Raw genomic sequence first — 24565 nt, forward strand, 5'->3', positions numbered from 1 at the left:
GATGACGACGACAGAGACCGGGACGGCCCGCCCCGCGGGCCGTCCGCGCAGCGAGAAGGCCGAGAAGGCGATCATCGAGGCCACCCTCGACCTGATGGGCGAGGGGATGGGTGTCTCCGAGCTGTCCATCGAGGCGATCGCGTCACGGGCCGGGGTCGGCAAGACGACCATCTACCGGCGCTGGTCCAACAAGGAGGACCTGGTCGCCGACGCGCTCGCCTCGCTGAAGGCCCCGGTGCCGCCGCTCGCGGGCGTCTCGGTGCGCGACGACCTGGTCGCCCTGCTCGACACCACGATGCGCGAGGCGGGTCAGGCCCGCACGCGCTGCGTCATGAACATCGCGATGAGCGAGTCCGACCGCTATCCGGAGCTGTTCGCCAGGTTCATGCGCCAGGCGGTCGAGCCGCGCACGGCGGCCATGACGGCGGTGATCGAGCGCGGCATGCGCACCGGTGAGCTGCGCGCCGATCTCGACACGCGGCTGGCGCTGGGCACGCTGTCGGGCACGATGATGTGGCACATCAAGCGGGCCAAGGACGACGGCGACCTGCCTGACGACCTGCCCGCCCGCATCGTCGACAGCGCGCTGCGCGGTCTGGCGCCCTGAGAGGCCGCGCGGGGCGGCCATGCCGTCCCGCGGTCCCTCGGGGCGGAGCCCTGCCGCCATCCGGTCACCTTGGGTGACCGAGTCGTTCCTCCGGCCCTGTTGACCGGGCGGGCGAGCTCCGGGGGCCCTAGGCAGAACGTGAGCAATGTTCTAATCTCGCCGCCATGCCCCTCATCGCCCGAAGGACGCTGACGCTCTTAGGCGTGGTCCTCGCCCTGCTCCTGCCCGCCGGCGCCGCCCTGGCTCACGAGGAGCGGGAGGTGAAGCTGCCGGACGGCTCGGGGAGCGTCCCCACCTACCGGCAGAGGGAGCCCGACCTGCTGGTCTGCAAGACGGATCGATCAGACTTCGAGCGCCGGATCGCGAGTTTCCCTGCCGAGCTCAAGCAGCGCAACCTCGACCTGTTCGCCCGCTGCCAGAAGGAGGGCGTCCGGCATCTCCAGGAGGCCGTCGACAAGGTCGACCGCCCCGGGATGAACATCGCCATCCTCCCCGGCCGCTACCTGGAGGAGCCGAGCCTGCCGCAGCCGGGGGGCGCCTGCGCCAAGCTCGACGCCCGCTGGTCGAGCTGGGGCTACCAGATCCTCTCCTACGAGCAGCAGGCCCAGTGCCCGCACAACCAGAACCTGGTCGCCATCCTCGGCAAGAAGGACCTGCAGATCGAGGGCACCGGCGCGGGCCCGCTCGACGTGATCGTCGACGCGCAGTACCGCAAGCTCAACGCCATCCGCGCCGACATGACCAACGGCATCTACTTCAGGAACTTCACCGCCCAGCGCACCACCTTCAACTCCCTCTACATCCTGGCGACCGACGGCTTCGTCATCGACCAGATGCTGACCAGGTGGAACGACGAGTACGGCTTCCTGACCTTCGCCAGCGACCACGGCCTCTACACCGACTGCGAGTCCTACGGCAACGGTGACTCGGGCCTGTACCCGGGCAGCGCCTCCAACATCAACGACGGCCGCGGCCACGAGGTGCCGCGCTACTCCATCGAGATCAGGCGCTGCAAGAGCCACCACAACATGGTCGGCTACTCCGGTACGGCAGGCGACTCCGTCTACGTCCACGACAGCGAGTTCTGGGGCAACCTGGCCGGCGCCACCATGGACAGCGCCTTCCCCGGCCATCCGGGCCTGCCGCAGAACCACGCCAGGTTCGAGAACAACAAGATCTACGACAACAACGCCTCCTACTACGAGTACGTCAGGGACGGCACCTGCGCCAAGCCCCCCGCCGAACGCGGCTACGAGAAGGGCGTGGTCTGCCCCCAGATCGGCCTGCCGCCCGGCAGCGGCATCATCACCGGCGGCGGCAACTGGAACGTCTTCAGGAACAACTGGATCTGGGGCCACGACAACGCCGCCTTCAACCTGCTGGCCGTGCCCGCCTTCATCAGGGGCGAGGAGTCGTGGGACAAGCAGTTCGACACCTCGCACCACAACCTCTACGCCGGCAACCACCTGGGCGTCTCGCCGGCCGGCGAGAAGCGGCCCAACGGCGCCGACGTCTACTGGGACGGCCAGGGCACCGGCAACTGCTGGGAGGGGGTGCGCGTCACCAGCCCCGGCGCGCTTTCCGCGTGCGGCGCGAGCGGGCCGTCGAGGGTGGTGGCCGAGCCGGTCAAGCTCGTGCAGATGTACCTGTGCAACGACTACAGCGTCGGCGACCGCCGCCTGCCCGGCGGGTGCTGGTGGTTCGGCTCCAGCGGCCTGGCCAGGGTGGAGGTGCAGCTGGCGCTGGGCGGCTCGCTGGTGCTCGGGCTGATGGCCGTCCTGCTGTGGCGGCGCCGCCTGCGCTCGCGGTGGGCGCTGCCGCTGACGCTCGCCGGACTGGCGGGGCTGGCGCTCGACGTGGTCGGGGCGCTGGAGCCCTACACGGTCCTGCCCGCCGCCGCGTTGGCGCTGACGGGCGTCTGGCTGCTCGGAACGGGGCTGGTCATGCGGGGGGCCTTCGGCTGGTTCGGCGTCGTGCTGGGCGTGCTGCACCTGGTCGACGCCTTCGACAAGGCGGTGTGGATGCTGCCCGTGCTGCCGATCGGGCCGGGCTGGATCCGCGGGCTGCTGACCGGGGTGTGGGTGCTGTGCGCGGTGGTGGCGGTCGCGCCGCGCCGTACCGGCAGGGTCGCGGAGGAGACCGCGTGAGGCGGGGAGCGGCGCTGGTCGTGCTCGCGCTGGTGGCGGGGTGCGGATCGCTGCCAGAGACGCATCACCGGCCGGGCACCGGGCACGAGGTGGCGACGGCGGCGCCCGCGCCCGGCGACCCGCGCGCCGAGATCACGATCGCCGGGGGCAAGGTGACACCGCCGTCCGGCTGGCTGGAGGTCAGGCGCGGCCAGACCGTGACCCTCACCGTGACCAGCGACGTCGCCGACGAGCTGCACGTGCACGGCTTCGACATCGGCAAGGAACTGCAACCGGGCAAGCCCGCCGTCGTCAGCTTCACGGCGGACATGACGGGCGTGTTCGAGGTCGAGACGCACGAGAGCAAGCTGGTGCTCATCCAGCTCGCGGTCACGTGACCGGGATCCTGGCGCACGGGATCGGCAGCCGCAGCGACCTGCCGATCCCCCTGTTCTACGCCTACGCGGGGGCGTTCGCGGCGCTGGTCGTGTCGTTCCTGGCGCTCGGCCTGCTCTGGGCCGACTCCCGCTTCCGCGGCGACAGGGCCGGCAGGGTTCTGCCGTGGCGCCCTCCCGCCCGGGCGCTGCGCGTCGCGGCCGCGCTCGTGGCGCTCTACACGGTGGGCTGGCTGGTCCTGGGCCCGGCCAGGGACAACGCCGCGCCGTACCTGGTCTATGTGGTCTTCTGGGTGGGGCTGGTGCCGGCGTCGCTGCTGTTCGGGCCGGTGTGGCGGCTGGCCAACCCGTTCCGGCTGCTGCCGGACCGGCCGCGCCGCCCGCTGCCGCGGCGGCTCGGCTACTGGCCCGCCGCGGCGGGCCTGACCGCCTTCACCTGGATGGAGCTGGTCTCGCCCGAGCCGGCCGCGCCGCCGACACTGCTGGCCTTCCTCCTCCTGTACGGCACCGCCACGGCCGCCGGCACCCTCGTGTACGGCCACGCGTGGCTCGACAGGGGCGACCCGTTCGAGGTCTTCTCCACGCTCGTCGGCCACCTGTCGCCGCTGGGCCGCAGGGCCGACGGGACGCTGGTGCTGCGCAGCCCCTTCAACGGCCTCGACGCGATCGTCCCGGCGCCCGGCCTGGTCGCGACCGTGTGCGTCCTGCTCGGCAGCACCGGCTACGACGGCTTCGCGGGCGCGCCGTTCTGGGTGACCGCGCTGCAGACCAGCCCGCTCGGCCGGGTCGGCCTCGGCACGGTCGGCCTGGCCGTGGCCATCGGGGGAGTGGCGCTGCTGTACGCCGCGTGCCTGTGGGCGGCGGGCCTGATCGGCCGCACGCGCGGGCTGACCCCGCGCTTCGCGCACTCGCTGGTGCCGATCGCGATCGGCTACCTGGTCGCGCACTACTTCTCGCTGTTCGTCATCGAGGGGCAGCGCGCGGTCATCCTGGCCCTCGGGCTGCCGGGCGAGGTCGACGCCGACGTCGTCGGCCCCGGCACCATCGCGACCGTCCAGGTGCTGGCCATCGTGATCGGCCACGTGCTCGGCGTGGTCGCCGCCCACGACAGGTCGGTGCGGCTGCTCGAACCGGCCAGGGCGGTGGCCGGCCAGATCCCGCTGTTCGTGCTCATGGTCTGCTACACCATCGGCGGGCTGACCCTACTCTTTGCCGCATGAGACGCATTCCCGTTCAGCGGCGCAGCGCCGAGAAGGTCGACCGGATGCTGGACGCGGCGGCGGCGCTGCTGGACGAGGGCGGCTACGACGCGCTGAGCACCAGGACGGTGGCCGCCCGCACGGGGATGCCGATCGGCTCGATCTACCGTTTCTTCAGCGACAAGCGGTCGCTGGCCGCCGCGCTGACCAGGCGCAACCTGGAGCAGTTCGTCGCCCGCATCGAGCCGAAACTCGCCGGGGCCCGCGGCTGGGAGCCCGTCATCGACGCCGTCGTCGACGAGTACCTGCTCATGAAGGCCACGGTCCCCGGCTTCGCCGTCCTCGACTTCGGCGACAACTCCGAGGTCGCGCACGCCCTCGCCGACCTGCTCGGGATCGACGCGGTCAACCCGATGCTGGTGGCGGTCGAGGCGGCCGACACGCTGCTGCGGGCCCACCACGACGAGCCCGAACTGATCGAGGAGACCAAGCAGCTGCTGCGCGCCTACCTAGGCCGTCGTCTCCCGCCACCTGTTGGTGATCGGTAGCCTGCGGTCCCTGCCGAAGTTCTTCGGCGTGATCTTCGGGCCCGGCGGGTACTGCCGGCGCTTGTACTCGGCGAGGTCGACCAGCCTGATGACCCTGGTCACCAGCTCGGGGTCGTGGCCGGCCGCGATCAGCTCGGCCGAGCCCATGTCCTTCTCGACGTAGTCGTCGAGCAGCCGGTCGAGCACCTCGTACGGCGGCAGCGAGTCGGTGTCGCGCTGGTCGGGCCGCAGCTCGGCGCTGGGCTCCTTGGTGATGGAGTTCTCCGGGATCGGCCGCTCGGCGCGCAGCAGGAACGAGGGATCGGTGTGCTCGTTGCGCCACCTGGACAGCGCCCACACCATCGTCTTCGGCACGTCCTTGATCGGCGCGAAGCCGCCCGCCGAGTCGCCGTACAGCGTGGAGTAGCCCGTCGCGAGCTCGCTCTTGTTGCCGGTGGTCAGCACCAGGTGGCCGTGCTCGTTCGACAGCCCCATGAGGATCATGCCGCGCACCCTGGCCTGCAGGTTCTCCGCGGCCAGCCCCGACAGCTCGATCTCCTTCTCGAAGGCGGTGACGATGTCGGCGATCGGCACCACCTGGGCGTTGATGCCCTGCCTGCGCACCAGCTCCTCGGCGTCGCCGACGGAGTGCTCGGAGGAGTAGCGCGACGGCATCAGCGCCACGTGCACGCGATCGGGGCCGATCGCGTCGGAGGCGATGGTGGCCGTCAGCGCCGAGTCGATGCCGCCGGACAGACCGAGGATCACCGAGCGGAAGCCGTTCTTGGCCACGTAGTCGCGCACCGCGAGGACCAGCGCCTGGTAGACCTCGCCGGTGTCGTCGAGCCGGGGCGCCACCCGGGGCTCGACCGGCGCGTACGGCGCGACGGGCGCGTCCGACAGCACCAGGCGTTCCACCGTGATCGTCGTGCCGTCGCCCGCGTCGATGGGGAAGACGCCGGGCTCGGCGGCGGAGACCGGCAGGTCGAGGTCCACCACCAGCAGCTCCTCGCGGAACTGCCCGGCCCGCGCCACCAGCTCGCCCGTGCTGTCGACGACGATCGAGTCGCCGTCGAAGACCAGCTCGTCCTGGCCGCCTACCTGGTTGGCGTAGGCCAGCGCGCACCCGGCCTCCCTGGCCCGGCGCGCGACCAGCTCCAGGCGGACGTCGTCCTTCTCCCGCTCGTACGGCGAGGCGTTCGGCACCACGAGCAGGCCAGCGCCCGCCTGGCCGACGACCGCGACGGGGCCGCCGTCCTGCCACAGGTCCTCGCACACCGCGATGGCCACGTCGACGCCGTGCACGCGGAAGATCGGCAACCGGTCGCCGCGCACGAAGTAGCGGTACTCGTCGAACACGCCGTAGTTGGGCAGGTGGTGCTTGGCCGTACGGGTGACGACCCTGCCCTGGTGCAGCACCGCGGCGGCGTCGAGCGGCGCGCCCTTGGGCTGGCCCACCCGGGGCGCGAGCCCGGCCCGGTCGACGTAGCCGACCACGACGGGCAGGTCGCCGAGCCCTTCGCCGGCCAGCCGGGCGGCCACGTCCTCCAGCGTCCTGATGCTGGCCTCGACGAAGGAGGTGCGCAGGACGAGGTCCTCGACCGGGTAGCCGGTCAGGAACATCTCGGTGAACAGGACGAGGTGGGCGCCGCGGCCGGCGGCCTCGCGCGTCCATCGGACCAGCGCGTCGGCGTTGCGGGTCAGGTCGCCGACGACCGGGTTCGTCTGTGCCAGGGCGATGCGCAAGTGAGCCACGGCCCCAGCCTAGTACGCCGGATTTTTTATCGTCAAAGCGACGATAAGGAGGTCGTCACCTCCCCGGGGTGACCAGGCCCGACTCGTACGCGGCGACCACGAGCTGGGCCCGGTCGAACAGCCCCAGGTGGTCGAGCAGGCCCGCGACCGCGCCGGCCACCTGGCGGTCGGGGACGGCGAGCGTCTGCGCGATCTGCCGGTTGGTCAGCCCGCGGGCGATCAGCTTCAGCACGTCGAGCTGCGTGTCCGGCAGCCCTGCCAGCGCGGGGGGCGCGTCGGGGTCGGTCCGGCCGGCGAAGGCGGAGATGATCCTCGTGGTCACCGAGGGGTCGATCAGCGCGTCTCCGGCCGCGGCGGCACGCATGGCGGCGACCAGTTGCTCGGGGGCCGAGGTCTTCAGCACGAAGCCGCTGACGCCCGCGCGCAGGGCGGCGTAGAGGTTCTCGTCGGTGCCGAACGTGGTCATCATGATGACCTTGGGCGGGTTGGGGTCGGCCAGGATCCGGCGTGCCGCGGTCAGCCCGTCGAGCCGCGGCATCTGGATGTCCAGCAGGACCAGGTCGGGCCGGGTCGCCTCGACGACGGCGATGGCCTGCTCTCCGTCGGCGGCCTCGCCGGCCAGTTCCAGGCCGGGCTCGGTGTCGATCACGACGCGCAGCCCCGTCCTGACGAGCGCCTGGTCGTCGGCGACGACGACGCGCAGCTCCTTCGCCGGGCCCGCCCCGCCGTCCAGGTGCGCCTGGCCCGCGAGGTCGCCGGAGTGTCCGGCGGCGGGCGCCGGCCCCGCGCCACCGTGGGCGGCGCCGGGGCTGCCAGGGAGGGTACCGGGGACCGCGGGCGACGGGCCCGGGACGCCGGGGGCAGGGGAGACGTGGCCGGGGGCATGGCTGGGGGTATGGCCGGGGACGTGGTGGAGGGCGGGGAAGGAGGCCGGCGGGGGCGCCAGGTCGGCCTCGAGGTGCGGTGACTGGGCGAGCATGTCGGCCTCCAGCCGCTGCAGCACGGCCGACGGGTCGAGGCCCAGCTCGTCGCGCCAGATCGCCCGTGCCCGCCGGAGCGTGGCCAGCGCGTCACCCTGCCGCCCGCTGCGGTACAGGGCCGTGGCCAGCAGCCGCCACGCCTCCTCCCTGAGCGGGCAGGCGCCGGCGTGCGCCTCCAGGTCGGGGACGAGCGAGGCCGCGTGGCCGAGGCGCAGTCCCGCGTCGGCCCGCCGTTCGAGGGCGACGAGCCGCAGTTCCTCCAGCCGCGCGCCCTCGGTCGCCGCCCATGCCAGCTCGGCGAACTCGGCGAGCGCGGGACCCCGCCACAGTCCCAGCGCCTCCTCCATGGCCGTCCACACCACGGGCGCGGGGCCTTCCACGCGCGCCAGCCGTTCGAAGTGCCAGCAGTCGACCTGCTCGACCGTGGCGCGCAGCGCGTACCCGGGCGGGGCCGTGACCAGCACCTCGGCCTCCGACCGGGGCGCGCGGTTCGGCTCCAGGGCGCGGCGCAGGCGGGAGACGTATCCCTGGACGGTGGACAGGGCCTGCGTGGGCGGCCGGCCCGGCCACAGCTCGTCGATGAGCGTGGTCACGGGCACCGCCCTGCCCCTCGCCACCAGCAGCCTGGCCAGCACCGCCATCTGCCGCTGGCCGCCGAGGTCGAGGGGGAGTCCGTCGAGGAGGACCCGGAACGGTCCCAGTGCGCTGAAGGTCACCATGGCAGGCGTAAGCGTAGAGCCACCGGTGACCGCGCGAAATGACGACATGTTCAACAATCTCCGTTCACCCGGGTCGCCCGGCCTGCGTGGCGGGGCCCGGGTGAGGAGAGACGTGCGAGGGGCCGGGCGGCAGGACGGGCACGTGTGGACGCTACCGGTCTCCTGCCAATGCCCGATCAACGCTCGTTCAACGCCGCCCTGCGCCGGATGGCGGGGGAGAGCGCGACCCCGGCCGCACCGGTGACCAGCCCGATGGCGCCGACCGTGAACCACAGCGCGGACGCGCTGATCTCCAGCAGCGGCGTCATCAGCGGCGCGACCATGCCCGCCGCCGCCCACGCGAAGCCGAACAGACCCGCGTACCTGCCGCGCAGGTGGGCCGGGGCGAGCGAGGCCACGATCGCCCCGGCGATGCCGGCCGTGACGATCTCGCCCAGCGTCCACACCACGATGGTGGCCACCAGCCCCGCGGTGGAGGTGACGAAGGAGGTCAGCGCGAAGCCGGCGCCCATGACGGCGACGCCCAGCGCGAAGGTCCTGGCGGGGTCCCTGCGGCCGAGCCAGCCCGACACCAGCGGCTGCAGGACCACGATGAGCACGCCGTTGGCCGCCATCGCCGCGCCGAACTCGCCGGTGTTCAGCCCGACCAGCTTCATGGCGACGGGCAGGGTGGTGAAGGTCTGGCTGTAGACGAGGGCGTTGCCCAGCACGACAGCGGTGAAGGCCAGCATCAGCCGGTCGCGCAGCACCTCCCGCATCCCGCCGCCAGGTCCGCCCTCCTCCGGCTCGGGCCTGGTCTCAGGGACCGCCCGCCACACCAGCACCGCGAAGACGACGCTGCTGAGGGCGTCGAACCAGAACAGCCACAGGAAGCCCGACTGGGCCAGCCAGCCGCCGGCCGTCATGCCGACCGCGTAACCGAGGTTGATCGCCCAGAACAGCAGGCCGTACGCCCTGGGCCGCTCGGCGGGCGCGATCAGGTCGGCCACCAGGGCGCTGGAGGCGGGCCGGTAGGCGTCGATCACCAGGCCGAGCACGAACATGGAGGCCAGGATGGCCGGCAGCGTCGTGCTGTAGCCGAGCGCCAGCATCGCCGCCGCCGTGGCCAGCATGCCGCCGGACAGCGTCGCCCTGCGCCCGATCCGGTCGGTCAGCGAGCCCGCGACCAACTGCGAGGCGAGCTGGCCCGCGCCGAACACCGCCATCACGATGCCGGTGGCGGCCAGCGACAGGCCGCGCGCCTGGCTCAGGTACACGCCGGTGAACGGCATCACCATGGTGCCCAGCCGGTTGACGAGGGTGCCGCTCCACAGTGCCCAGAACGGCCTCGGCAGCCCCCCGATCTGCGCCTTCAGGAACGACGGCTTTTCCACGCTTGCGGTAGTCACGCCGCAAGGCTGGCGGTGATCCGTCCTCTTCGCGAACCATTTAGGGCAGACTAAAAACATGTCCATCGTCTGGACCCTCAGGCCCGAGGACGTCGCCCGGATCAGGTTCGCCTTCTCCCCGTTGTGGGAGCTCGTGGCCAGCCTGCGCACCCTGCGCGACCCCGCGCGGCAGTCCGTCCACCTGCCGTGGATCAAGGCGGTGCGGCCCCGCCTGCCCGCGCTCGACCTGAGCGAGCTGCTCGCGCTGGTGCCGCCGAGCGGCTACCTGGCCGACTTCATCACCCCTCCGCCCGAGACGCCGCTGCCGGAGTTCGCCGCCGAGCTGGAGAGGGTACGGCGGACGCCGCCCGAGCGCGCGGCCGAGGAGGCGGGCATGGTCGTCGGCTCCGACCCGGAGGTCGTCCGGCGGTTCAGGTCCGACCCGGCGGCCGGGATCGCCCGCGTGGCCGACGCGCTGGAAGCCTACTGGGAGACCTGCTTCGCCGAGTACTGGCCGCGCGTGTACGCCCTGCTCGAACGGGACGTCATGCGCCGCTCCCGCGAGCTGGCCTCCGGCGGGGCGCGCCAGCTGTTCGCCGGTCTCGACCCCGCCGTCGTGTGGACGGGAGAGCAGCTGCTCGTCGACCGGCCGTGGTGCACCGGCGGGGGGTTGCACGGCGACGGGCTCGTGCTGCTGCCGTCGGCGTTCTACTGGCCGAGCGTGGCGGTGATGACCGCCCCCTACCAGTCGATGCTCATCTACCCGGTGCAGGGCGTGGGCACGCTGTGGGAGCAGGGGCCGCCGCCCGCGCCCGGCGCGCTGGCCGCCCTCATCGGCCGCAGCAGGGCGCAGATCCTCACCGCCCTGGCCGAACCGGCCACCACGTCGGCGCTGGCCAGGCGGATGTCGCTGACGCCCGGCGCGGTCAGCCAGCATCTCGGCGTGCTGTCGGCGGGCGGTCTCGCGGTCGGCACCCGGTTGGGCAAGGAGGTCGTCTACCGCCGCACCGCGACGGGCGACGCGCTGGCTAGCAGCGCCGCCTGACGCTCTCCGCGGCCAGCGGGGCGGGGGTGGCGGGGGCGCGTCCCGCCGGTGCGGGGCCGTACAGGCGGGCGGTGGTGCGCTGGATCTCATCCGGGTCGAGGTCGACGCCCTCGACGGTCACCTGCTGGCCGTGCACGTCGGTCACCCGCAGGCTGAACGGCCCCGCGCCCGCGCCGCCCGCCGCCACCCAGTAGCTGTCGGAGCCACGCTCGAGCGCACGCCAGCGGCCGTGGTCGCGGATCTCGACCGAGCGCAGCGGATTGCCGTGATCGAGCAGCTGGAGCGCCAGCCAGCCCGCCGTGGAGCCCTTCCGCACCCTGACGGCGAGGCCCTGGCCCAGCTCGGGGTTGCGGACCTGGTGGTAGTCCACCGTGGCCACGCCCGAGCGCGGATCGGCGATCACGGCGAAGGCCGCCATGCTGAGATCCAGCTCGCCCCGCCGGCAGGTCGGGCAGCTGTCGACGACCTGCACCCGGACCGTGCCGCGCGGCCCCTTCACGTCGAGATAGCCGCCGCACGCCCGGCTTCCCGCGTACTCCTCGGCCGACACCGACGCGTACAGCTCGGCGCCGGTGATCGCGCAGTTGCCCGCCGTGCCCTGGTAGTGCAGCGCCCTGCCGGACATCACCGGCTCGACGTCGGCCACGGCGCAGCCGTCGCGGCCCGGCAGGTTCACCGCCCACAACGCGACGGCGAGGGCGGCCAGCGCCGTCACGCTCGTCGCTCCTCGCCGCCGCCACGGCATCCGTCTCGCGTGTCTGCCCCCCACGATGAATACATAGGGGAAGCGGGCGATGACGTTACGTGTAACGCTCGCTCTCCGCGGCCCAGTCCATGTGGGCGCGCGGGGCGGTCAGGTAGGCGCAGGCCACCATGCTGACGTCCCTGGCCGTCCTGCGGGGTAGCTCACCGAGCGGCAGCCGCTTGGCCGCCGCCCGCATGTCGGCGCACCGCTCCTCGATCCGGTCCAGCACCCAGTCGACGGCTTCGGCCTCGCCCACCTCCAGCTCCCGCGCGGCCACGACCACGAAGTTGTGCGCGTCGCCCCGCTCCTTGGCCAGCGAGGCCAGGTCGTTGCACCAGGCGGCCACGTCGGCGCAGGAGTCCACCAGCGCCTGCCACTGCTCGGCGGCGGCCAGCTCGGGCGGCACCTCGACGCCCAGGCACGGCTCCACCAGGTCGTACAGGAAGGGGCCCGCCGTGCCCCTGCGCAGCGCGGGATACTCCGCGATGGTCGGCACCGCGCCGCTCGCCCTGTTGTCCGCCTCGGCCCGGCACGCGTCGGCCTGCCGCTGCAGGTTCGTCGCGAAGCGCAGCCGCCAGTCGTCGCTCATGGTGGCGCTCGTGGCCCGCCACAGGTCCGTGAAGGCCGCCTCCAGCGGGTGCGCCCCGTTCCCCGCGAACAACCTCGGGTACGGCTGGCCCTCCTCGTCCACCAGGTCGTCCAGGTGGAACAGCCATGTCAGCCACTGCGCGAACAGCGCCGCCGCCCTGGCGTCGAACTCGGCGAAGGCACGCGCGGCCAGGCGGTGACACGCCGACCTGCGGTCCACCTGGAGTCCCGTCCGCCGGGTCCAGTCGATGACGGCCGCCTCGATGGCGTGGACCGAGCGGTGCATCCTGCACGGCGCGGCCAGCGCGGGAACCCGCGAGGTGAGCGGCGTGAGCGCGCTCGCGGGCGTCATGGTCAGCACTACAGCGGCCCGAACAGCCAGTTGCCCACCGCGTGGGGGTCGTCGCCGGTGTAGTACTGCCTGACGGCCTCGACCAGCTCCGCCACGCCCAGCTCGCCGTCCCTGTCGCGGTCGAGCCGGTCGAAGGCCTCGTCGACGTCGTCGTAGGCGGTGCCGAACGCGCTGAGCAGCACGCGGAACTCGGCCACCCCGATCCGGCCGTCGTGGTCGCCGTCGCACAGCTCCGCGACCGCCGTCGCCGCGGGCCTGAAGACCGGCTCGAACATGTCGCCCTCGACGAACGCGCCGGTCATCCCGGCGTGGAACTCGGCGTTGGAGATCCACGCGTCGTTGTCCCTGCCGAGCTCGGCCGTCAGCGCCGACCAGATGGCGTCGAAGCTCCGCACGAGACGGTCGCCGACGACCGAGGTCGGAGACTCGCCGAACCCCACCAGCAGGCGCGCGCCGAGCCCCAGCAGGTCGTCGCGCTCGATCTGCCCCCTGCCGTCGACGTCGATATGCGTGAAAGCTCGATCGAGCTTGTGTTTGCGCAGCTCAGTGCTCATCCGTGTTTCCCCCGAGACGGTAGTGCGTGATCACCCTAGGAGGGGCGGGAGCCGTTTGTCAGCGAGGCACGCGCTGGCCGCGTGACACCCCGTGCGACCTTCGTAACGCGCGTGAAACACGAAACAGGCAGACTGTAGAGGACCAGACATGTCTTTTCAGTCAAGGGGACGCCTTGGACCGTCAGCAGGAGTTCGTTCTCCGCACACTCGAGGAGCGCGACATCCGGTTCATCCGGCTCTGGTTCACTGACGTGCTCGGCTTTCTCAAGTCCGTCGCCATCGCGCCCGCCGAGCTGGAAGGCGCCTTCGCCGAGGGCATCGGGTTCGACGGCTCGGCGATCGAGGGTTTCGCGCGCGTCTACGAGAGCGACATGCTCGCCAAGCCCGATCCCGGCACGTTCCAGATCCTGCCGTGGCGCAGCGAGGCGCCGGGCGCGGCGCGCATCTTCTGCGACATCCTCATGCCGGACGGCTCGCCGTCCCACGCCGACCCCCGGTGGGTGCTCAAGCGCGCCCTCGCCAAGTGCGCCGACATGGGCTTCACCTTCTACACCCACCCCGAGATCGAGTTCTTCCTGCTGAAGAACCGGCCTGAGACGGGCGGGCCGCGCCCCGAGCCGATCGACTCGGGCGGCTACTTCGACCACACCCCGCACAGCGCGGGCCACGACTTCCGCCGCCAGGCGATCATGATGCTGGAGTCGATGGGCATCTCGGTGGAGTTCAGCCACCACGAGGGCGCCCCCGGCCAGCAGGAGATCGACCTGCGCTACGCCGACGCGCTCACCACCGCCGACAACATCATGACCTTCCGGCTGGTCATGAAGGAGGTCGCGCTGGAGCAGGGCATCTGGGCCTCCTTCATGCCCAAGCCGTTCACCGAGCACCCAGGCTCCGGCATGCACACCCACATGTCGCTGTTCGAGGGCGACCGCAACGCCTTCTACGAGGCAGGCGCCGAGTACCAGCTGTCCAAGATCGGCAGGTCGTTCATCGCCGGGCTGCTCAAGCACGCCGCCGAGATCACCGCGGTCACCAACCAGTGGGTCAACTCCTACAAGCGCCTGTGGGGCGGGGCCGAGGCCATCGCGGGGCAGGGCGGCGAGGCGCCGTCCTACATCTGCTGGGGCCACAACAACCGCTCGGCGCTGGTGCGCGTGCCGATGTACAAGCCGCACAAGGGCGGCTCCACCCGCATCGAGTTCCGCTCGCTCGACTCGGCCTGCAACCCGTACCTCGCCTTCGCGCTCGTGCTGGCGGCCGGGCTGAAGGGCATCGAGGACGGCTACGAGCTGCCCGCCCCCGCCGAGGACAACGTCTGGGCGCTGACCAGCGCCGAGCGGCGGGCCCTCGGCATCCAGCCGCTGCCGCAGTCGCTCGACGAGGCCATCTCCGTGATGGAGCGCAGCGAGCTGGTCGCCGAGACCCTGGGCGAGCACGTCTTCGACTACTTCCTGCGCAACAAGCGCACCGAGTGGCGCGACTACCGCCGCCAGGTGACGGAGTTCGAGCTGGGCCGCTACCTGCCCGTGCTCTGAACAGGCAAGCAGCCCTGCTGCTGAGACCTCCGTCGTGATCGGGAGTCGCTCAGCGGCAGGGCATGTCGCGGCCCTGACGATCGCCGAGGCATGACCGGTCACCGTACGTGCTCGGGGGTGATCGACTTTCCCCTTCTCTTCGATCATCTCCCGGCCAGGCAGGCAGGAACAAGACTGTTTCTTTGGTCTGTACGGCTGTCAGGCTGTAACCGTGAACGCCACAGGTGGTGAGGTCTGGGATCCGTTCGGCACCTTGCGCAGCGCCCTATGGATCGGAGGTGGCCAATGGGCCGGCAAATCCACCGTCGCCAGGCTGCTGGCCACCCGCTACGGGCTGACCGCGTACCACTACGACTATCACGACGCGCGTGCGCACAACGACCGTCGGATCGCACGCCGAGCGCGACTCGGCGAGCCCACCGCGGACCCCGATCCGGACAGCGTCTGGGTGAACACCAGCCCTCAGGAGATGGCCGACGAGACCCTGGCCGGCTTCCCCACGCGGTTCGAGTGGGCCTTGGACGACCTGCGCGGCCTGGTATCGGGGCGACCCATCGTCGCCGAAGGCTGGGGACTGCGTCCCGAACTGGTCGCCCCCATCATCGACTCACCCCGTCGAATGATCGTGATGGTGCCGAGCGAGGAATTCCGTGAGCGTCAGCTCCGCGAGCTGCCCCGCGCCGCCGCCGTCCATCGCGCGGTCAGCGACCCTGATCGAGCACAGCGCAACCGGCTCGCCCGAGACCGCCTCGTCGCCGACGAGGCCGCCCGTTCCGCTCGTCGCCTGGGCATACGAGTCCTCGAGGTTGACGGGCTCGATGATGCGGAGGCCGTGGCGGACATCGTGGCCGACCACTTCAGCTCCTATCTACCGTTGCCGAACGTCTACCGGCCTTGACCGCGCGGCTGGTCGTCGCACTCGTGCCGAGCTCCACGAACGCCGCCGATGACCCATCTCGTTCACGTCCCGGGTGTTTCCTCTAGCGGCCGGCCACATCGAGGGCGGGCCGCGGCGCCGGGGTCTTCCTGGCCAGCAGGACGGCGACGGCGCCGGTCAGCACCCAGCCGGTCAGCCCGAACACGCCGCCGAGCACGGCGTCGGCCGGGTGGCGGGCGTCGGAGACGATGAACGGCAGCGCCTGCGCGGAGGCGTTGAACGCGGCGTGCCCGATCACGGCGGGCCAGATGCTCGCCGTACGGAGGCGGAGCAGGCCCAGCAACGACCCGAGGGCCACGCAGCTGACCGTGAAGAGCGGCACTCCCGCCCAGCCGAGGCCGGGGTAGTGCAGGCCGGCCGCGGTCAGCGGCGCGTGCCACAGGCCCCAGATGACGCCCGACACGAGCAGCGCCCTGCCGCGGCCGAGCGGCATGAGCCGGGGCAGCAGCCAGCCGCGCCAGCCCCACTCCTCGCCGAACGCGCCGATCGCGTACAGCAGCGGGTAGACCACCACCGCGAGGAGCGCCCCGATGACCGCGAAGCTGTGCGTGGCCCCGGGGAAGACCTGGCGGTAGCCGGACAGCCCGGCCAGGTCGGTGGGGAACAGGCCCAGCAGCGCGCCGGCCGCGATCACGGCCGCGACGAGCACGGGCGTGCCGATCCAGGTGAGCGCGGTGACGCCGAGCGTGCGCCCCCGCCTGCCGCCGAGGGTCAGGCCGGTGTCGCGGGCCCAGGCTCGCGCCCTGTCCCTGCGCAGCAGCCAGACGGCCAGGACGCCGAGCGTGGGGGAGAGCTGCATGCCCGCCAGCGTCAGCTGCAGCGCGCCGCCCGCGCCCGACGCGGGGGCGGTCCACAGCGGGATCGCGGCCAGCCACGCGCCGCCGAACGCGATGGCGAGGAACACCAGGAGGTCGGCGGGGCGGGCGGGGATGACCTGGCGGGGCGGTTGACTGTCGAGGTTCGTCATGTCCTCGATCGTCGAAGGCGCCGGGGGCGCGGGCCAGTGAAGAATTCACGACCTGCGGCCCGGCCGCCGAGCGGGTGCGCCGGCGGCCGCCGGTGTCAGAGGTACTTCGGGTAGAGGTCGGTGGTGGGCCAGGAGGTGACCGTGTCGTGCGCCTGCCACATCAGCCTGTCGATCACGTCGAAGTCGGGCGAGCCCTCCTCCTCCCGCCGGTTGAACTGCACGCACCAGGTCACGCCCGCCGCGTTCCGTACCAGCAGGGTGAACGTGCCCGGCATCGACCCGGTGTGCCAGGTGTTGAGGCCGTTGCCCCACGTCCTGACGTACCAGCCGCAGCCGTACCACCAGCCGTCGCCGCTCACCCCGATCTCGGGCTTGGCGAAGGCGCGGGAGATGGAGGTGGCGTTCAGGACGGCGCCGGAGGCGTCGAAGGCGCTGGCCCACCGCACCATGTCGACGGCCGAGGCCACCCAGCCGCCGTTGGCGTCCTGGTTGGGCATGTTGAACCCGCCGTAGGGGTACGGCACGACCGCGCCTGAGGAGTCGACCACGCTCTTGTTGGTGTACTTGGAGCTGTAGCTCACCTCGCTGGGCGACATCTCGGCGCGCAGGCTCCTGCCGAGCGTCATCCGGTCGATGCCCAGCGGCGCCAGCAGCTTGGACCGCACGTACGACTCGTAGCTCTGCCCCGACACCTTCTCGATGATCCGGCCCAGCAGCATGTACCCGTAGTTGCTGTAGGACATCTTGCTGCCGGGGTCGAAGTCGAGCGGCTTGGCGGTGACGTACTTCACGATGTCGGCGTGGCTGATCGGCAGCGGCGCGTCGAGGGAGGCGGAGATGGTGGCGTCGAGCCACAGCGGGTCCTTGCTGACGGCCCTGTCCCAGCCACCGGTGTGCTGCATGAGCCGCCACAGGGTGACCTGCTCAAGGCGCGGGTCGGCGGCGGCCGACAGGCCGAGAAGCGTGGTCACCGGGGTCGTCAGGGTGAACTTGCCGTCCTGGGCCAGGCGCAGGATCGCCGCCGCGGTGAGGCTCTTGCTCAGACTCGCGACACGGAACAGCGAGGTCGGCTGCACGCGCGCGATGCGCGCCACCGAGTCGGTGGTGTTGGGGCGGTAGAAGCCGTAACCGCGGGCGGCCAGCAGCTTGCCCTTCCTGGCGACCGCCAGCTGGCCGCAGCCGATGCTCCGCTCGGACATGTACTTCTGCATGGTCTTGTCGAAGGCGGCCAGCTGCGCCGGGATGGTCCCGCTGACCAGGAGGTCCGCCTCGGCCCTGGTGGGCAACGCCAGCGTCACGGTGGCGGCGGCGCCCGCCCTGATGAGGTTCCGACGGCTCAGCACAGTCACTTCTGACCCCCATGTCACATCTGTGTCAAGGAGCAGAATCTTACGGACAAGTGAGTGCTTTTGCCGATTCCATGGGAAGCTAGGCCGTCATCGGCGCGTTACACGTGCTTAGCGACCCTGACATGAGCCCCTGGTTCTCTTGGTGTGTGGACCCTCGGGTAAAATCGGTCCGTTCTAAATGATATTTCCGGACATATTGGAGGGTGTGGATGACGACGGCTGCCCTGCAGACCGTGCTGACCGTCCCCGAGCGCTTCCGCGGCCCCACGGGCATCGCCAACGGCGGCTGGATCTCCGGCACCGTGGCCGAGGCGCTCAACGGTCTCTCCTCGGCCGTGGAGGTCACGCTGCATGCCCCCACTCCGCTCGAGACCGAGGTCCGTCTGGAGCACGTGGCCAACTCCGCGTCCCTTCACCATGACGGCAAGCTGCTCGTCGAGGCCATCCCGGTCGCCGAGCACCTGACCGGTCCCGGTTTCGTGCCGTTCAACGAGGCCGCCCGCGCCGAGGCCGGCTTCGCCGGCTGGCAGGGCCACGCCTTCCCCGAGTGCTTCGCCTGCGGTCTGCGCGAGCCCGGTGACGGCCTGCGCGTCTTCCCCGGCCCGGTCGACGGTGCCGACGCCGGCGAGGGCCGCCTCGTCGCGGCCGGGTGGCGCGTGCCGTTCACGGTGACCGACGCCGACGGCGCGGTCCCGGTGTCCGTCGTGGGCGCCGTGCTCGACTGCGTGACCGGCTGGGCCCACTTCGAGCCCGGCGAGTCGGCCCTGCTCGGCCGCCTGACCCTGCAGGTCAACCGGCGCGTCTACCCCGGCGGCACCTACTCCGTCGTCGCCAGGGCCACGGGCCGCGAGGGCCGCAAGCTCTTCGGCGAGAGCGCCATCTACGAGGTGGACGGCACGCCGGTGGCCGCGGCCAAGGCGACCTGGATCGCTCCACGCTAGAACACGCCCCGTGGGTGGCCCGCTCGGGCCACCCACGCGCTCGGCCACTCCGTCAGGCGGGCCGATCCGCCCGCTCCGTCAGGCGAGCGGCGACCAGGGACGCGCACCGGTCGTCGAACAGGATCGTGTAGTGGTTGCAGTCGGGCACCAGCTCGTCGCGCAGCCCCGGCACCCGCGCCGTCCACTCGGCGGCCAGCGCGTCCGGCAGCATCCCCACGTCCTGGTTGAGCAGCCCGCGCGGTGCCCGCAGCAGAGTCGTCGGCGCCTGGACGGCGGCCAGCGCGGCGCCGATGGCCTCGCCGTTGAGCCGCAGCCACCTGCCGTCCTCGCGTACGGCGGCGCCCACCGCCCGCGAGCGCAGCTCCCCCGGTTCCCCCACCAGGTCGTACCTGACGTACTCCTCCGCCTCCGGCGTCCACTGCCCGGCGAAGGCGGGGTGCGCCTTGAAGAAGGCGACGTAGTCGTCGGCCGTGGCGAAGGTCTGGCTCAGCCTGGCGACCGCCGGCCCGAGCGTGGCCTCCATGACGGCGTCCACGTCGGTGCCCGGCGGCAGCGGCGGGAACGGCAGCCCGCCGTCCACCAGCACGACCTTGCCGAAGGGCCGCCGCGCCCCGGCCAGGACGGCCACGTAGGCGCCCATGGAATGCCCGGCGAGCACCGCGTCGGGGCCCGCGCCGACGTGCTCGGCCACCCGCAGCACGTCGTCGGCGTGCCGGGGCAGGCCGTACGGGCCCGGCAGGTCGCGGCTGTGACCGCGGCCGCGCAGGTCCATCGCCACCAGCGACCACTCCTGCGGCAGCCGGCGGGCCACCGCCGCCCACGCCATCAGCGACGCGGTGATGCCGTGGACCGCGATGACGAGCCGGGGACCCGTTCCGAAGGTGGCGATCCGCAGGCCTTCGACATCCTCTTCCCTCATGCGGGCGATCTTATGAGGAGGGGCAGACCTCCCGGTACGGCAGGCCCGGCACGTACGCCCCCCACTGGGCCGGGGTGAGCGCCCCGCCCGCCCTGGCGCAGACGGCCGCCAGCACCTTGGCCGGGGCCACCGGCTGCTCGCGGACCACCCCCTTCTCGTCCACCGTGAGGACCGACGTGCCGTCGTCGGTGAAGACCACCGACCTGATCCAGCCGCCGCCGTCGGCCTCGGCCCCGCCGGCGTCCGGGTAGCCGCCCAGGCTCACCCCGCTGATTGGGTCGAACAGCAGCAGCCTGGCCTTTCCGCCCACCGCGACCACGTCCTCGGTGGGGGAGTAGGCGGCGGACATGCCGTCGGCGCCTCTCGCGACGGGGCTCAGCCGGCGCCTGGTGGCGGAGTCCCAGAGCGTCACCCGTCCCCGGGAGTCGAGCACGACCAGCTGCCCGCCGGTCCGGGTGAAGAACACCCGCACCCCCTCGCCGCCGAACGGCGCACCCACGCGCCTGCCGGTCGCCGCGTCGAGGAGTGACTGGCGGGGACCGGTCAGCGCGAGCGTGCGGCCGTCGGGAGAGAGCGCGACGTCGATGATCTCGTCCTGGTCCGCGCTCCACAGCCGCCGCCCGCTCCGCCAGTCCCAGACCTGGGCGGCGTGGTGGCGTACCGACGTGCCGTCGTCGGGGGTGCGCAGCACGACCGCCAGCCGCGCGCCGTCCCGGCTGAAGACGGCCGTCAGCGGTTCCATGCCGCGGACGGCCGGCCGGAACTCGGCGAGCGTGGCCCGTGACGGCACGTCCACGATCCTGATCTTGTCGAGCAGCAGGAGGGCCAGCCGCCTGCCGTCGGGGGAGAAGACGGGCTGGTCGGTGGACGGCAGCGAGCCGAGGACGCCTCCCCCGCGGGTCTGGCGCAGCTCGCCGTCGCTCAGCAGGTGACGGCCGCCGGGGGCGAGCGCCACCGAGGACGGGTGCTCGCCGTCGCGCCAGGCCAGGTCGGACAGGTCCATGGAGAAGACGCGGTCGTCGACGAGGTAGCGGTAGGTGCGACCGTCGAAGGCGCCCTGCGGGAGGTCGGTGTCGGCCGAGTCGCCCCGCACCGGCATGGTGGCGAGCAGTCCCCGATCGGCCATCCGCCAGATCTGGATCACCCGGTGGGAGGCCGAGGCGGCGAACCGGCCGTCCGCGCTGACCGCCACCGATCCCTGGTTCCAGCCGCCGCGCTCGTTCGCGCCGTCGCGCACGCCCAGCCGAACCTCGCGCCTGGTCCGGAGGTTGACCAGGCGCAGCTCGCGCGGATGGTCGGCCGTGTCCCACTCGCCCCCGGCGTCGAGCCGATGCCGGAAGGCGGCGCGGGTCCTGCTCCCGGTACGCGGGTCCCACCGCACGCTGGGCCGCTCGGTCACCGACAGGACGGGGCCGCGCTCGTCGGCGTAGGCGACGGAGGCTCCGGCGTTGACCAGGTCGAGGGTGCGCGGGAAGTCCCACCTCCCGACGAGCCTGCCGCCGCGCAGGTCCCATGCCCTCATGCCCTTGTCGGTGACGGCCGCCAGGGTGCGGCCCGAGGGCGACAGCGCGGCGTCCGCGACCGTCTCGGTGCCGAGCCCGAGAGCGGGGACACCGCCCGCGCTCCGGCCCGTGCGCAGGTCCCACAGCCGCGCCGCGTTCTCGCCGACGCTGAGCAGCGTCCTGCCGTCGGCGCTCAGCCGCCTGACCGTGCCGCCGTCGGCGGCGGGATCCTGGAACACCTCCGTCTCCCGCTGCGCCAGCGAGGCCACCAGGCCCGCCCTGGTCTGCGGGGTGTGGTCCAGCGTCCACGCCGCGGTGCTCAACCGCATGGCCAGCCTCGGGTCGGTGTCGCGCGTCGCGGCGGCCAGCGCGGTCAGCCTGGTCGCCTCCGAGCGCTCGAGCTGCCTGGCGATCCGCGCGGCCCGCTCGTCGGCGACCATGCTCTGCTGGACGGCCAGGCCCCCGGCCACCAGGGAGATCACCAGCAGTCCCGCGAGGCTCAGCGAGGCGAGCCTGCTCCTCCTGGCCCGGCGCCTGCGCACCCCCGCCGCGGCGTCGAGGAAGTCGCGCTCGGCGGGGGAGAGGGTGATGTTCCTGCGCGCCGTGGCCGCCCACTGCAGCGCGTTCTCCAGGCTGGAGCCGTGGAACAGGTCGCCGTCCCTGCGGCCGCCCTGGTCCCACCGGCGCGACGCCAGCAGGATCTGCCGGTGGACGGCGAGACCGTCCCTGTTGGTGTCGATCCATCGGCGGTACCTCGGCCAGGCGTGCGGCAGCGCCGGACGGGCCAGCCAGATCTCCTCCCCGTCCCGGCCGAGGAGGTAGCCGTACACCTTGAGGATCTTGGTGATGGCGGCCACCTCGGGCAGCGGCCTGCCCTCGACCAGCTCGGCCGTCGCGGCGTGCCGTACGGACAGCTCGCCGTGCTCGTCCACGGTCACCAGGCGCAGGAACACCTCGGGCGCCAGCTCGCGCTCGGCCGGGTCGAGCAGCGCGTAGGCCTCCTCGGCCAGCGTGCCCAGCGCGGGATCGTCGGCGGTGCCGCTGACCAGCGCGGCCTGCTTCCCGCCCCTGGCCAGCAGCCGCGCGGTGCCGATCCCCGCCTCGCCGCTGACCAGCGCGAGTAACAGCCGGCGGGCGACCGGCCGCTGCGCGGGCTCCTTGCCGAGCGCGGCGGCGACCAGCGGGCGCAGCGGCTCGGGCAGCGCGCCGAGGTCGGGAACGGACGACAGCACCCTGTGCATGACCCCGCCCAGGCTGTCGGCCTGGAACGGGTCGGCCCCCGTCGCGGCGAACAGCATGATGGCGCCCCAGGCGAACACGTCGGCGGGGGCGCCGGCCCGCTGTCCGGTGAACACCTCGGGCGCCATGTAGCTGGGCGTGCCCTTGACCAGGCCGGTGTCGGTGAGCGGCATCTCCTCGGTCCTGGCGATGCCGAAGTCGATGACGCGAGGTCCGTCGGGGCCCAGCAGCACGTTGTCGGGCTTGAGATCCCGGTGCACGACGCCCGCCTCGTGGATGGCGGTCAGCGCGGTCGCCACCGCGGTGGCCAGCCTGACCAGGTCGCCCTCCGCGAACCTGCGGCCGTCCGCGACCGCCCTGCGCAGGCTCGGCCCCTCCACGTACTCGCTGACGATGTACGGCCGCGGCCCGTCCAGCTCGGCGGCGATCACCTTGGCCGTGCAGAAGGAGGCCACCCGCTGGGCCGCCTCCGCCTCCCTGCCCAGCTGGGCCGCCTGGTCGCCGTGCAGCACCTTGACCGCGACCCGCCGGCCGTCCTGCGCGTACGCCTCGTACACCACGCCCTGGCCGCCCGCGCCGAGCCTGGCGGCCAGCCAGTAGCCGCCGAGCCGCTGCGGGTCCCCGTCGATCAGTGCCGTCGCCATACCGCCGTCCCCGTGATCGTGATCTCTGTGGCGTTTGATGCGAAACCTGGGTACAAGGTTCGATCTGGCGTTATCGGGATGGCCGGGTGACACTGGAGTCTTCCCCCACGAAGGGTGCCCGCGATGAGCAAGCGCTCACGCCGGCGTCGCGCGCTGACCAGCGGCGCGCCCGCCTGGATGCCGGGGTTCGGCCCTGGCGAGCCGCACTGGACCGACGACTTTCCCGGTGATTCCGGTGATTCCGGTGATTCCCCCGGCGAACCGCCGGGAGGCGAGGGTGGCGTCAGGGAGCCCAGGCGGCCCAGGCCGACGCTCCCCGGGATGCCGGAGTACATGGCCGAGCCCGACCCGCCTGTGCGGATAAAGGTCGGATAATGCGCGTATGCGCATCACTGTCATCGAGCACGAGGCCGGCGCCGGTCTGGGGTACTTAGCGGAATGGCTCGGCGTCGACGTGCGGGTCGTCCGGCCGTATCTGGGTGAGGAGGTGCCGGCGCGCGCCGAGGACGGACTGATCGTGCTCGGCGGCGAGGCGTCCGCCTGGGACGACGCGGGTTACCCGTGGCTGCCCGCCACCCGCGAACTGCTGCGGGCCGGCGTGGCCGACGGCACGCCCACGCTGGGCATCTGCCTGGGCGCCCAGCTCATGACGATCGCCTGCGGCGGCACGGTGGAGCGCGGCGGCGACGGGCTCGAGGTGGGCGCCCGCGAGGTGGTGGCGCTGCCGGCGGCGGCCGGCGACGCGCTGCTGGGCGGCCTGGACAGGGCCGTGGCCGTGCAGTACCACCAGGACGTCATGACCGTGCTGCCCGAGGGGGCGGTGCTCCTCGCCACCGGCGAGCAGTACCCCCACCAGGCCTACCGCCTCGGCGAGCGGGCGTGGGCGGTGCAGTTCCACCCCGAGGCCACGCCCGAGATCTTCGCGGGCTGGAACTCTCCCGAGGACCTGGTGGTCGAGGTCAAGCGGGCCGAGGAGGACCTGGTCGCCGCGTGGCGGCCGCTGGCCGAGGCGTTCGGCGAGGTGGTCAGAACCAGCGGTCGCGCCACCGCGTGAGCGCCCGGGCGCGCGGCCTGGTGAGCACGTGCGCGGCCGTGTGGACGCCGCCGAGCGCCAGCGGCAGCAGCAGCCAGCTCGAGGCGGGCAGCCGCTTGTCCTCCAGCCGCCGCCATGCCCACACCGAGTACGGGATCACCACCAGCGGCGCGGTGACCACGCCGGGCGTGTAGCCGCGCACGGTCGCCGCCTGGGCCAGGTGCACGACCCCGTGCGCGCCGAACGCCGCCAGCGCCGCCTTGTAGAAGCCGCTGCGAGGCCCGCTGGCCGCGGCGGCGGCCACGACCCCGCCCATGAGGCCGATGGCGACGTTGACGTGCCGCTGGTCGACGTCCATGGCCTCCCACACCCGGTCGGGCACCCAGGGGAAGCGTTCCACGAGTCGCGGACGCGCCCTGCGGGCCCAGCCCGCCATCGTGGCCAGTTCCTCGGCGTCGTGCAGCGCCCAGGCGGCGAGCAGTCCCCATGCGGGCATGACCTCTCCTCTCCCCTTAATACAACGCAACGTTGCGTTGC

21 protein-coding genes are annotated in these 24565 nt (G+C 72.5%); 10 read left to right on the forward strand and 11 right to left on the reverse strand.

Features of this window, described 5'->3' with window-relative positions; all coding sequences use genetic code 11:
* Position 1: 1 nt before the first annotated feature.
* The 5 genes from ACWENQ_RS04545 (at position 2) to ACWENQ_RS04565 (ending at position 4875) form a co-directional block, all read left to right on the forward strand.
* Positions 2-607, forward strand: coding sequence for a TetR/AcrR family transcriptional regulator (locus ACWENQ_RS04545; protein WP_449916254.1), 606 nt, complete (start codon positions 2-4; stop codon positions 605-607).
* Positions 608-771: 164 nt separating this feature from the next.
* Positions 772-2754 (forward strand): right-handed parallel beta-helix repeat-containing protein, encoded by a 1983-nt coding sequence (locus ACWENQ_RS04550; protein WP_452412872.1) that lies wholly within the window; start codon positions 772-774, stop codon positions 2752-2754.
* Entirely contained in the window at positions 2751-3131 is a 381-nt protein-coding gene (locus tag ACWENQ_RS04555; protein ID WP_449916252.1) for a hypothetical protein, read from the forward strand. Before ACWENQ_RS04550 ends, ACWENQ_RS04555 begins: the two co-directional genes overlap by 4 nt.
* Positions 3128-4348 carry a hypothetical protein gene (locus tag ACWENQ_RS04560; RefSeq protein ID WP_452412873.1) on the forward strand — a complete coding sequence of 407 codons (1221 nt, stop codon included), beginning with the start codon at positions 3128-3130 and terminating at the stop codon, positions 4346-4348. Before ACWENQ_RS04555 ends, ACWENQ_RS04560 begins: the two co-directional genes overlap by 4 nt.
* Entirely contained in the window at positions 4345-4875 is a 531-nt protein-coding gene (locus ACWENQ_RS04565; RefSeq protein ID WP_354912924.1) for a TetR/AcrR family transcriptional regulator, read from the forward strand. The genes ACWENQ_RS04560 and ACWENQ_RS04565 overlap by 4 nt, the downstream gene beginning before the upstream one ends.
* On the opposite strand, the gene ACWENQ_RS04570 is transcribed toward ACWENQ_RS04565, so the two are convergent.
* The 3 genes from ACWENQ_RS04570 to ACWENQ_RS04580 form a co-directional block, all read right to left on the reverse strand.
* On the reverse strand, positions 4837-6609 hold the full coding sequence (locus ACWENQ_RS04570) for an NAD+ synthase (RefSeq protein ID WP_452412874.1): 1773 nt from the start codon (positions 6607-6609) through the stop codon (positions 4837-4839). The two genes, ACWENQ_RS04565 and ACWENQ_RS04570, sit on opposite strands and share 39 nt — an antisense overlap.
* A gap of 55 nt (positions 6610-6664) precedes the next feature.
* On the reverse strand, positions 6665-8308 hold the full coding sequence (locus ACWENQ_RS04575; RefSeq protein ID WP_452412875.1) for a BTAD domain-containing putative transcriptional regulator: 1644 nt from the start codon (positions 8306-8308) through the stop codon (positions 6665-6667).
* 176 nt (positions 8309-8484) lie between these two features.
* Complete coding sequence (locus ACWENQ_RS04580; protein ID WP_452412876.1) at positions 8485-9696, reverse strand: MDR family MFS transporter; 1212 nt, start codon at positions 9694-9696, stop codon at positions 8485-8487.
* A gap of 58 nt (positions 9697-9754) precedes the next feature.
* Here ACWENQ_RS04580 and ACWENQ_RS04585 point away from each other — a divergent pair, with 58 nt between their 5' ends.
* Positions 9755-10720 (forward strand): DUF5937 family protein, encoded by a 966-nt coding sequence (locus ACWENQ_RS04585; protein WP_452412877.1) that lies wholly within the window; start codon positions 9755-9757, stop codon positions 10718-10720.
* Here the strand turns inward: ACWENQ_RS04585 and ACWENQ_RS04590 are convergent.
* From ACWENQ_RS04590 to ACWENQ_RS04600, 3 genes are all read right to left on the reverse strand, one after another.
* On the reverse strand, positions 10704-11435 hold the full coding sequence (locus tag ACWENQ_RS04590) for an expansin EXLX1 family cellulose-binding protein (RefSeq protein ID WP_449916237.1): 732 nt from the start codon (positions 11433-11435) through the stop codon (positions 10704-10706). The two genes, ACWENQ_RS04585 and ACWENQ_RS04590, sit on opposite strands and share 17 nt — an antisense overlap.
* Positions 11436-11520: 85 nt before the next feature.
* Positions 11521-12405 (reverse strand): terpene synthase family protein, encoded by an 885-nt coding sequence (locus tag ACWENQ_RS04595; RefSeq protein ID WP_452412878.1) that lies wholly within the window; start codon positions 12403-12405, stop codon positions 11521-11523.
* Positions 12406-12413: 8 nt separating this feature from the next.
* The gene (locus ACWENQ_RS04600) at positions 12414-12959 is read right to left on the reverse strand and encodes an EF-hand domain-containing protein (RefSeq protein WP_449916232.1); all 546 of its coding nucleotides are present in this window, start codon (positions 12957-12959) and stop codon (positions 12414-12416) included.
* Between the two features lie 173 nt (positions 12960-13132).
* Here ACWENQ_RS04600 and glnA point away from each other — a divergent pair, with 173 nt between their 5' ends.
* Positions 13133-14497, forward strand: a complete 1365-nt coding sequence (gene glnA, locus ACWENQ_RS04605) for a type I glutamate--ammonia ligase (RefSeq protein WP_449916231.1) — start codon at positions 13133-13135, stop codon at positions 14495-14497.
* A gap of 211 nt (positions 14498-14708) precedes the next feature.
* Entirely contained in the window at positions 14709-15395 is a 687-nt protein-coding gene (locus tag ACWENQ_RS04610; protein WP_452412879.1) for a hypothetical protein, read from the forward strand.
* Positions 15396-15477: 82 nt separating this feature from the next.
* On the opposite strand, the gene ACWENQ_RS04615 is transcribed toward ACWENQ_RS04610, so the two are convergent.
* Both ACWENQ_RS04615 and ACWENQ_RS04620 read right to left on the reverse strand, forming a co-directional pair.
* Complete coding sequence (locus tag ACWENQ_RS04615; RefSeq protein ID WP_452412880.1) at positions 15478-16401, reverse strand: CPBP family glutamic-type intramembrane protease; 924 nt, start codon at positions 16399-16401, stop codon at positions 15478-15480.
* A gap of 95 nt (positions 16402-16496) precedes the next feature.
* Positions 16497-17744 (reverse strand): serine hydrolase domain-containing protein, encoded by a 1248-nt coding sequence (locus ACWENQ_RS04620; RefSeq protein ID WP_354912904.1) that lies wholly within the window; start codon positions 17742-17744, stop codon positions 16497-16499.
* 215 nt (positions 17745-17959) lie between these two features.
* Between ACWENQ_RS04620 and ACWENQ_RS04625 the strand changes: the two genes are divergently transcribed.
* On the forward strand, positions 17960-18691 hold the full coding sequence (locus tag ACWENQ_RS04625; RefSeq protein WP_452412881.1) for a hypothetical protein: 732 nt from the start codon (positions 17960-17962) through the stop codon (positions 18689-18691).
* Between the two features lie 52 nt (positions 18692-18743).
* Here ACWENQ_RS04625 and ACWENQ_RS04630 read toward each other — a convergent pair whose 3' ends face one another.
* Together ACWENQ_RS04630 and ACWENQ_RS04635 are read right to left on the reverse strand one after the other, a co-directional pair.
* The gene (locus ACWENQ_RS04630; RefSeq protein ID WP_452412882.1) at positions 18744-19610 is read right to left on the reverse strand and encodes an alpha/beta hydrolase; all 867 of its coding nucleotides are present in this window, start codon (positions 19608-19610) and stop codon (positions 18744-18746) included.
* A gap of 10 nt (positions 19611-19620) precedes the next feature.
* Positions 19621-22995, reverse strand: a complete 3375-nt coding sequence (locus ACWENQ_RS04635) for a serine/threonine-protein kinase (protein ID WP_452412883.1) — start codon at positions 22993-22995, stop codon at positions 19621-19623.
* Positions 22996-23377: 382 nt separating this feature from the next.
* On the opposite strand from ACWENQ_RS04635, the gene ACWENQ_RS04640 reads away from it, so the two are divergent.
* Positions 23378-24049, forward strand: coding sequence for a type 1 glutamine amidotransferase (locus ACWENQ_RS04640; protein ID WP_449916221.1), 672 nt, complete (start codon positions 23378-23380; stop codon positions 24047-24049).
* On the opposite strand, the gene ACWENQ_RS04645 is transcribed toward ACWENQ_RS04640, so the two are convergent.
* On the reverse strand, positions 24021-24524 hold the full coding sequence (locus tag ACWENQ_RS04645) for an HXXEE domain-containing protein (protein ID WP_452412884.1): 504 nt from the start codon (positions 24522-24524) through the stop codon (positions 24021-24023). The two genes, ACWENQ_RS04640 and ACWENQ_RS04645, sit on opposite strands and share 29 nt — an antisense overlap.
* Between the last annotated feature and the right edge of the window lie 41 nt (positions 24525-24565).

It is taken from the genome of Nonomuraea sp. NPDC004354, from assembly GCF_053602555.1.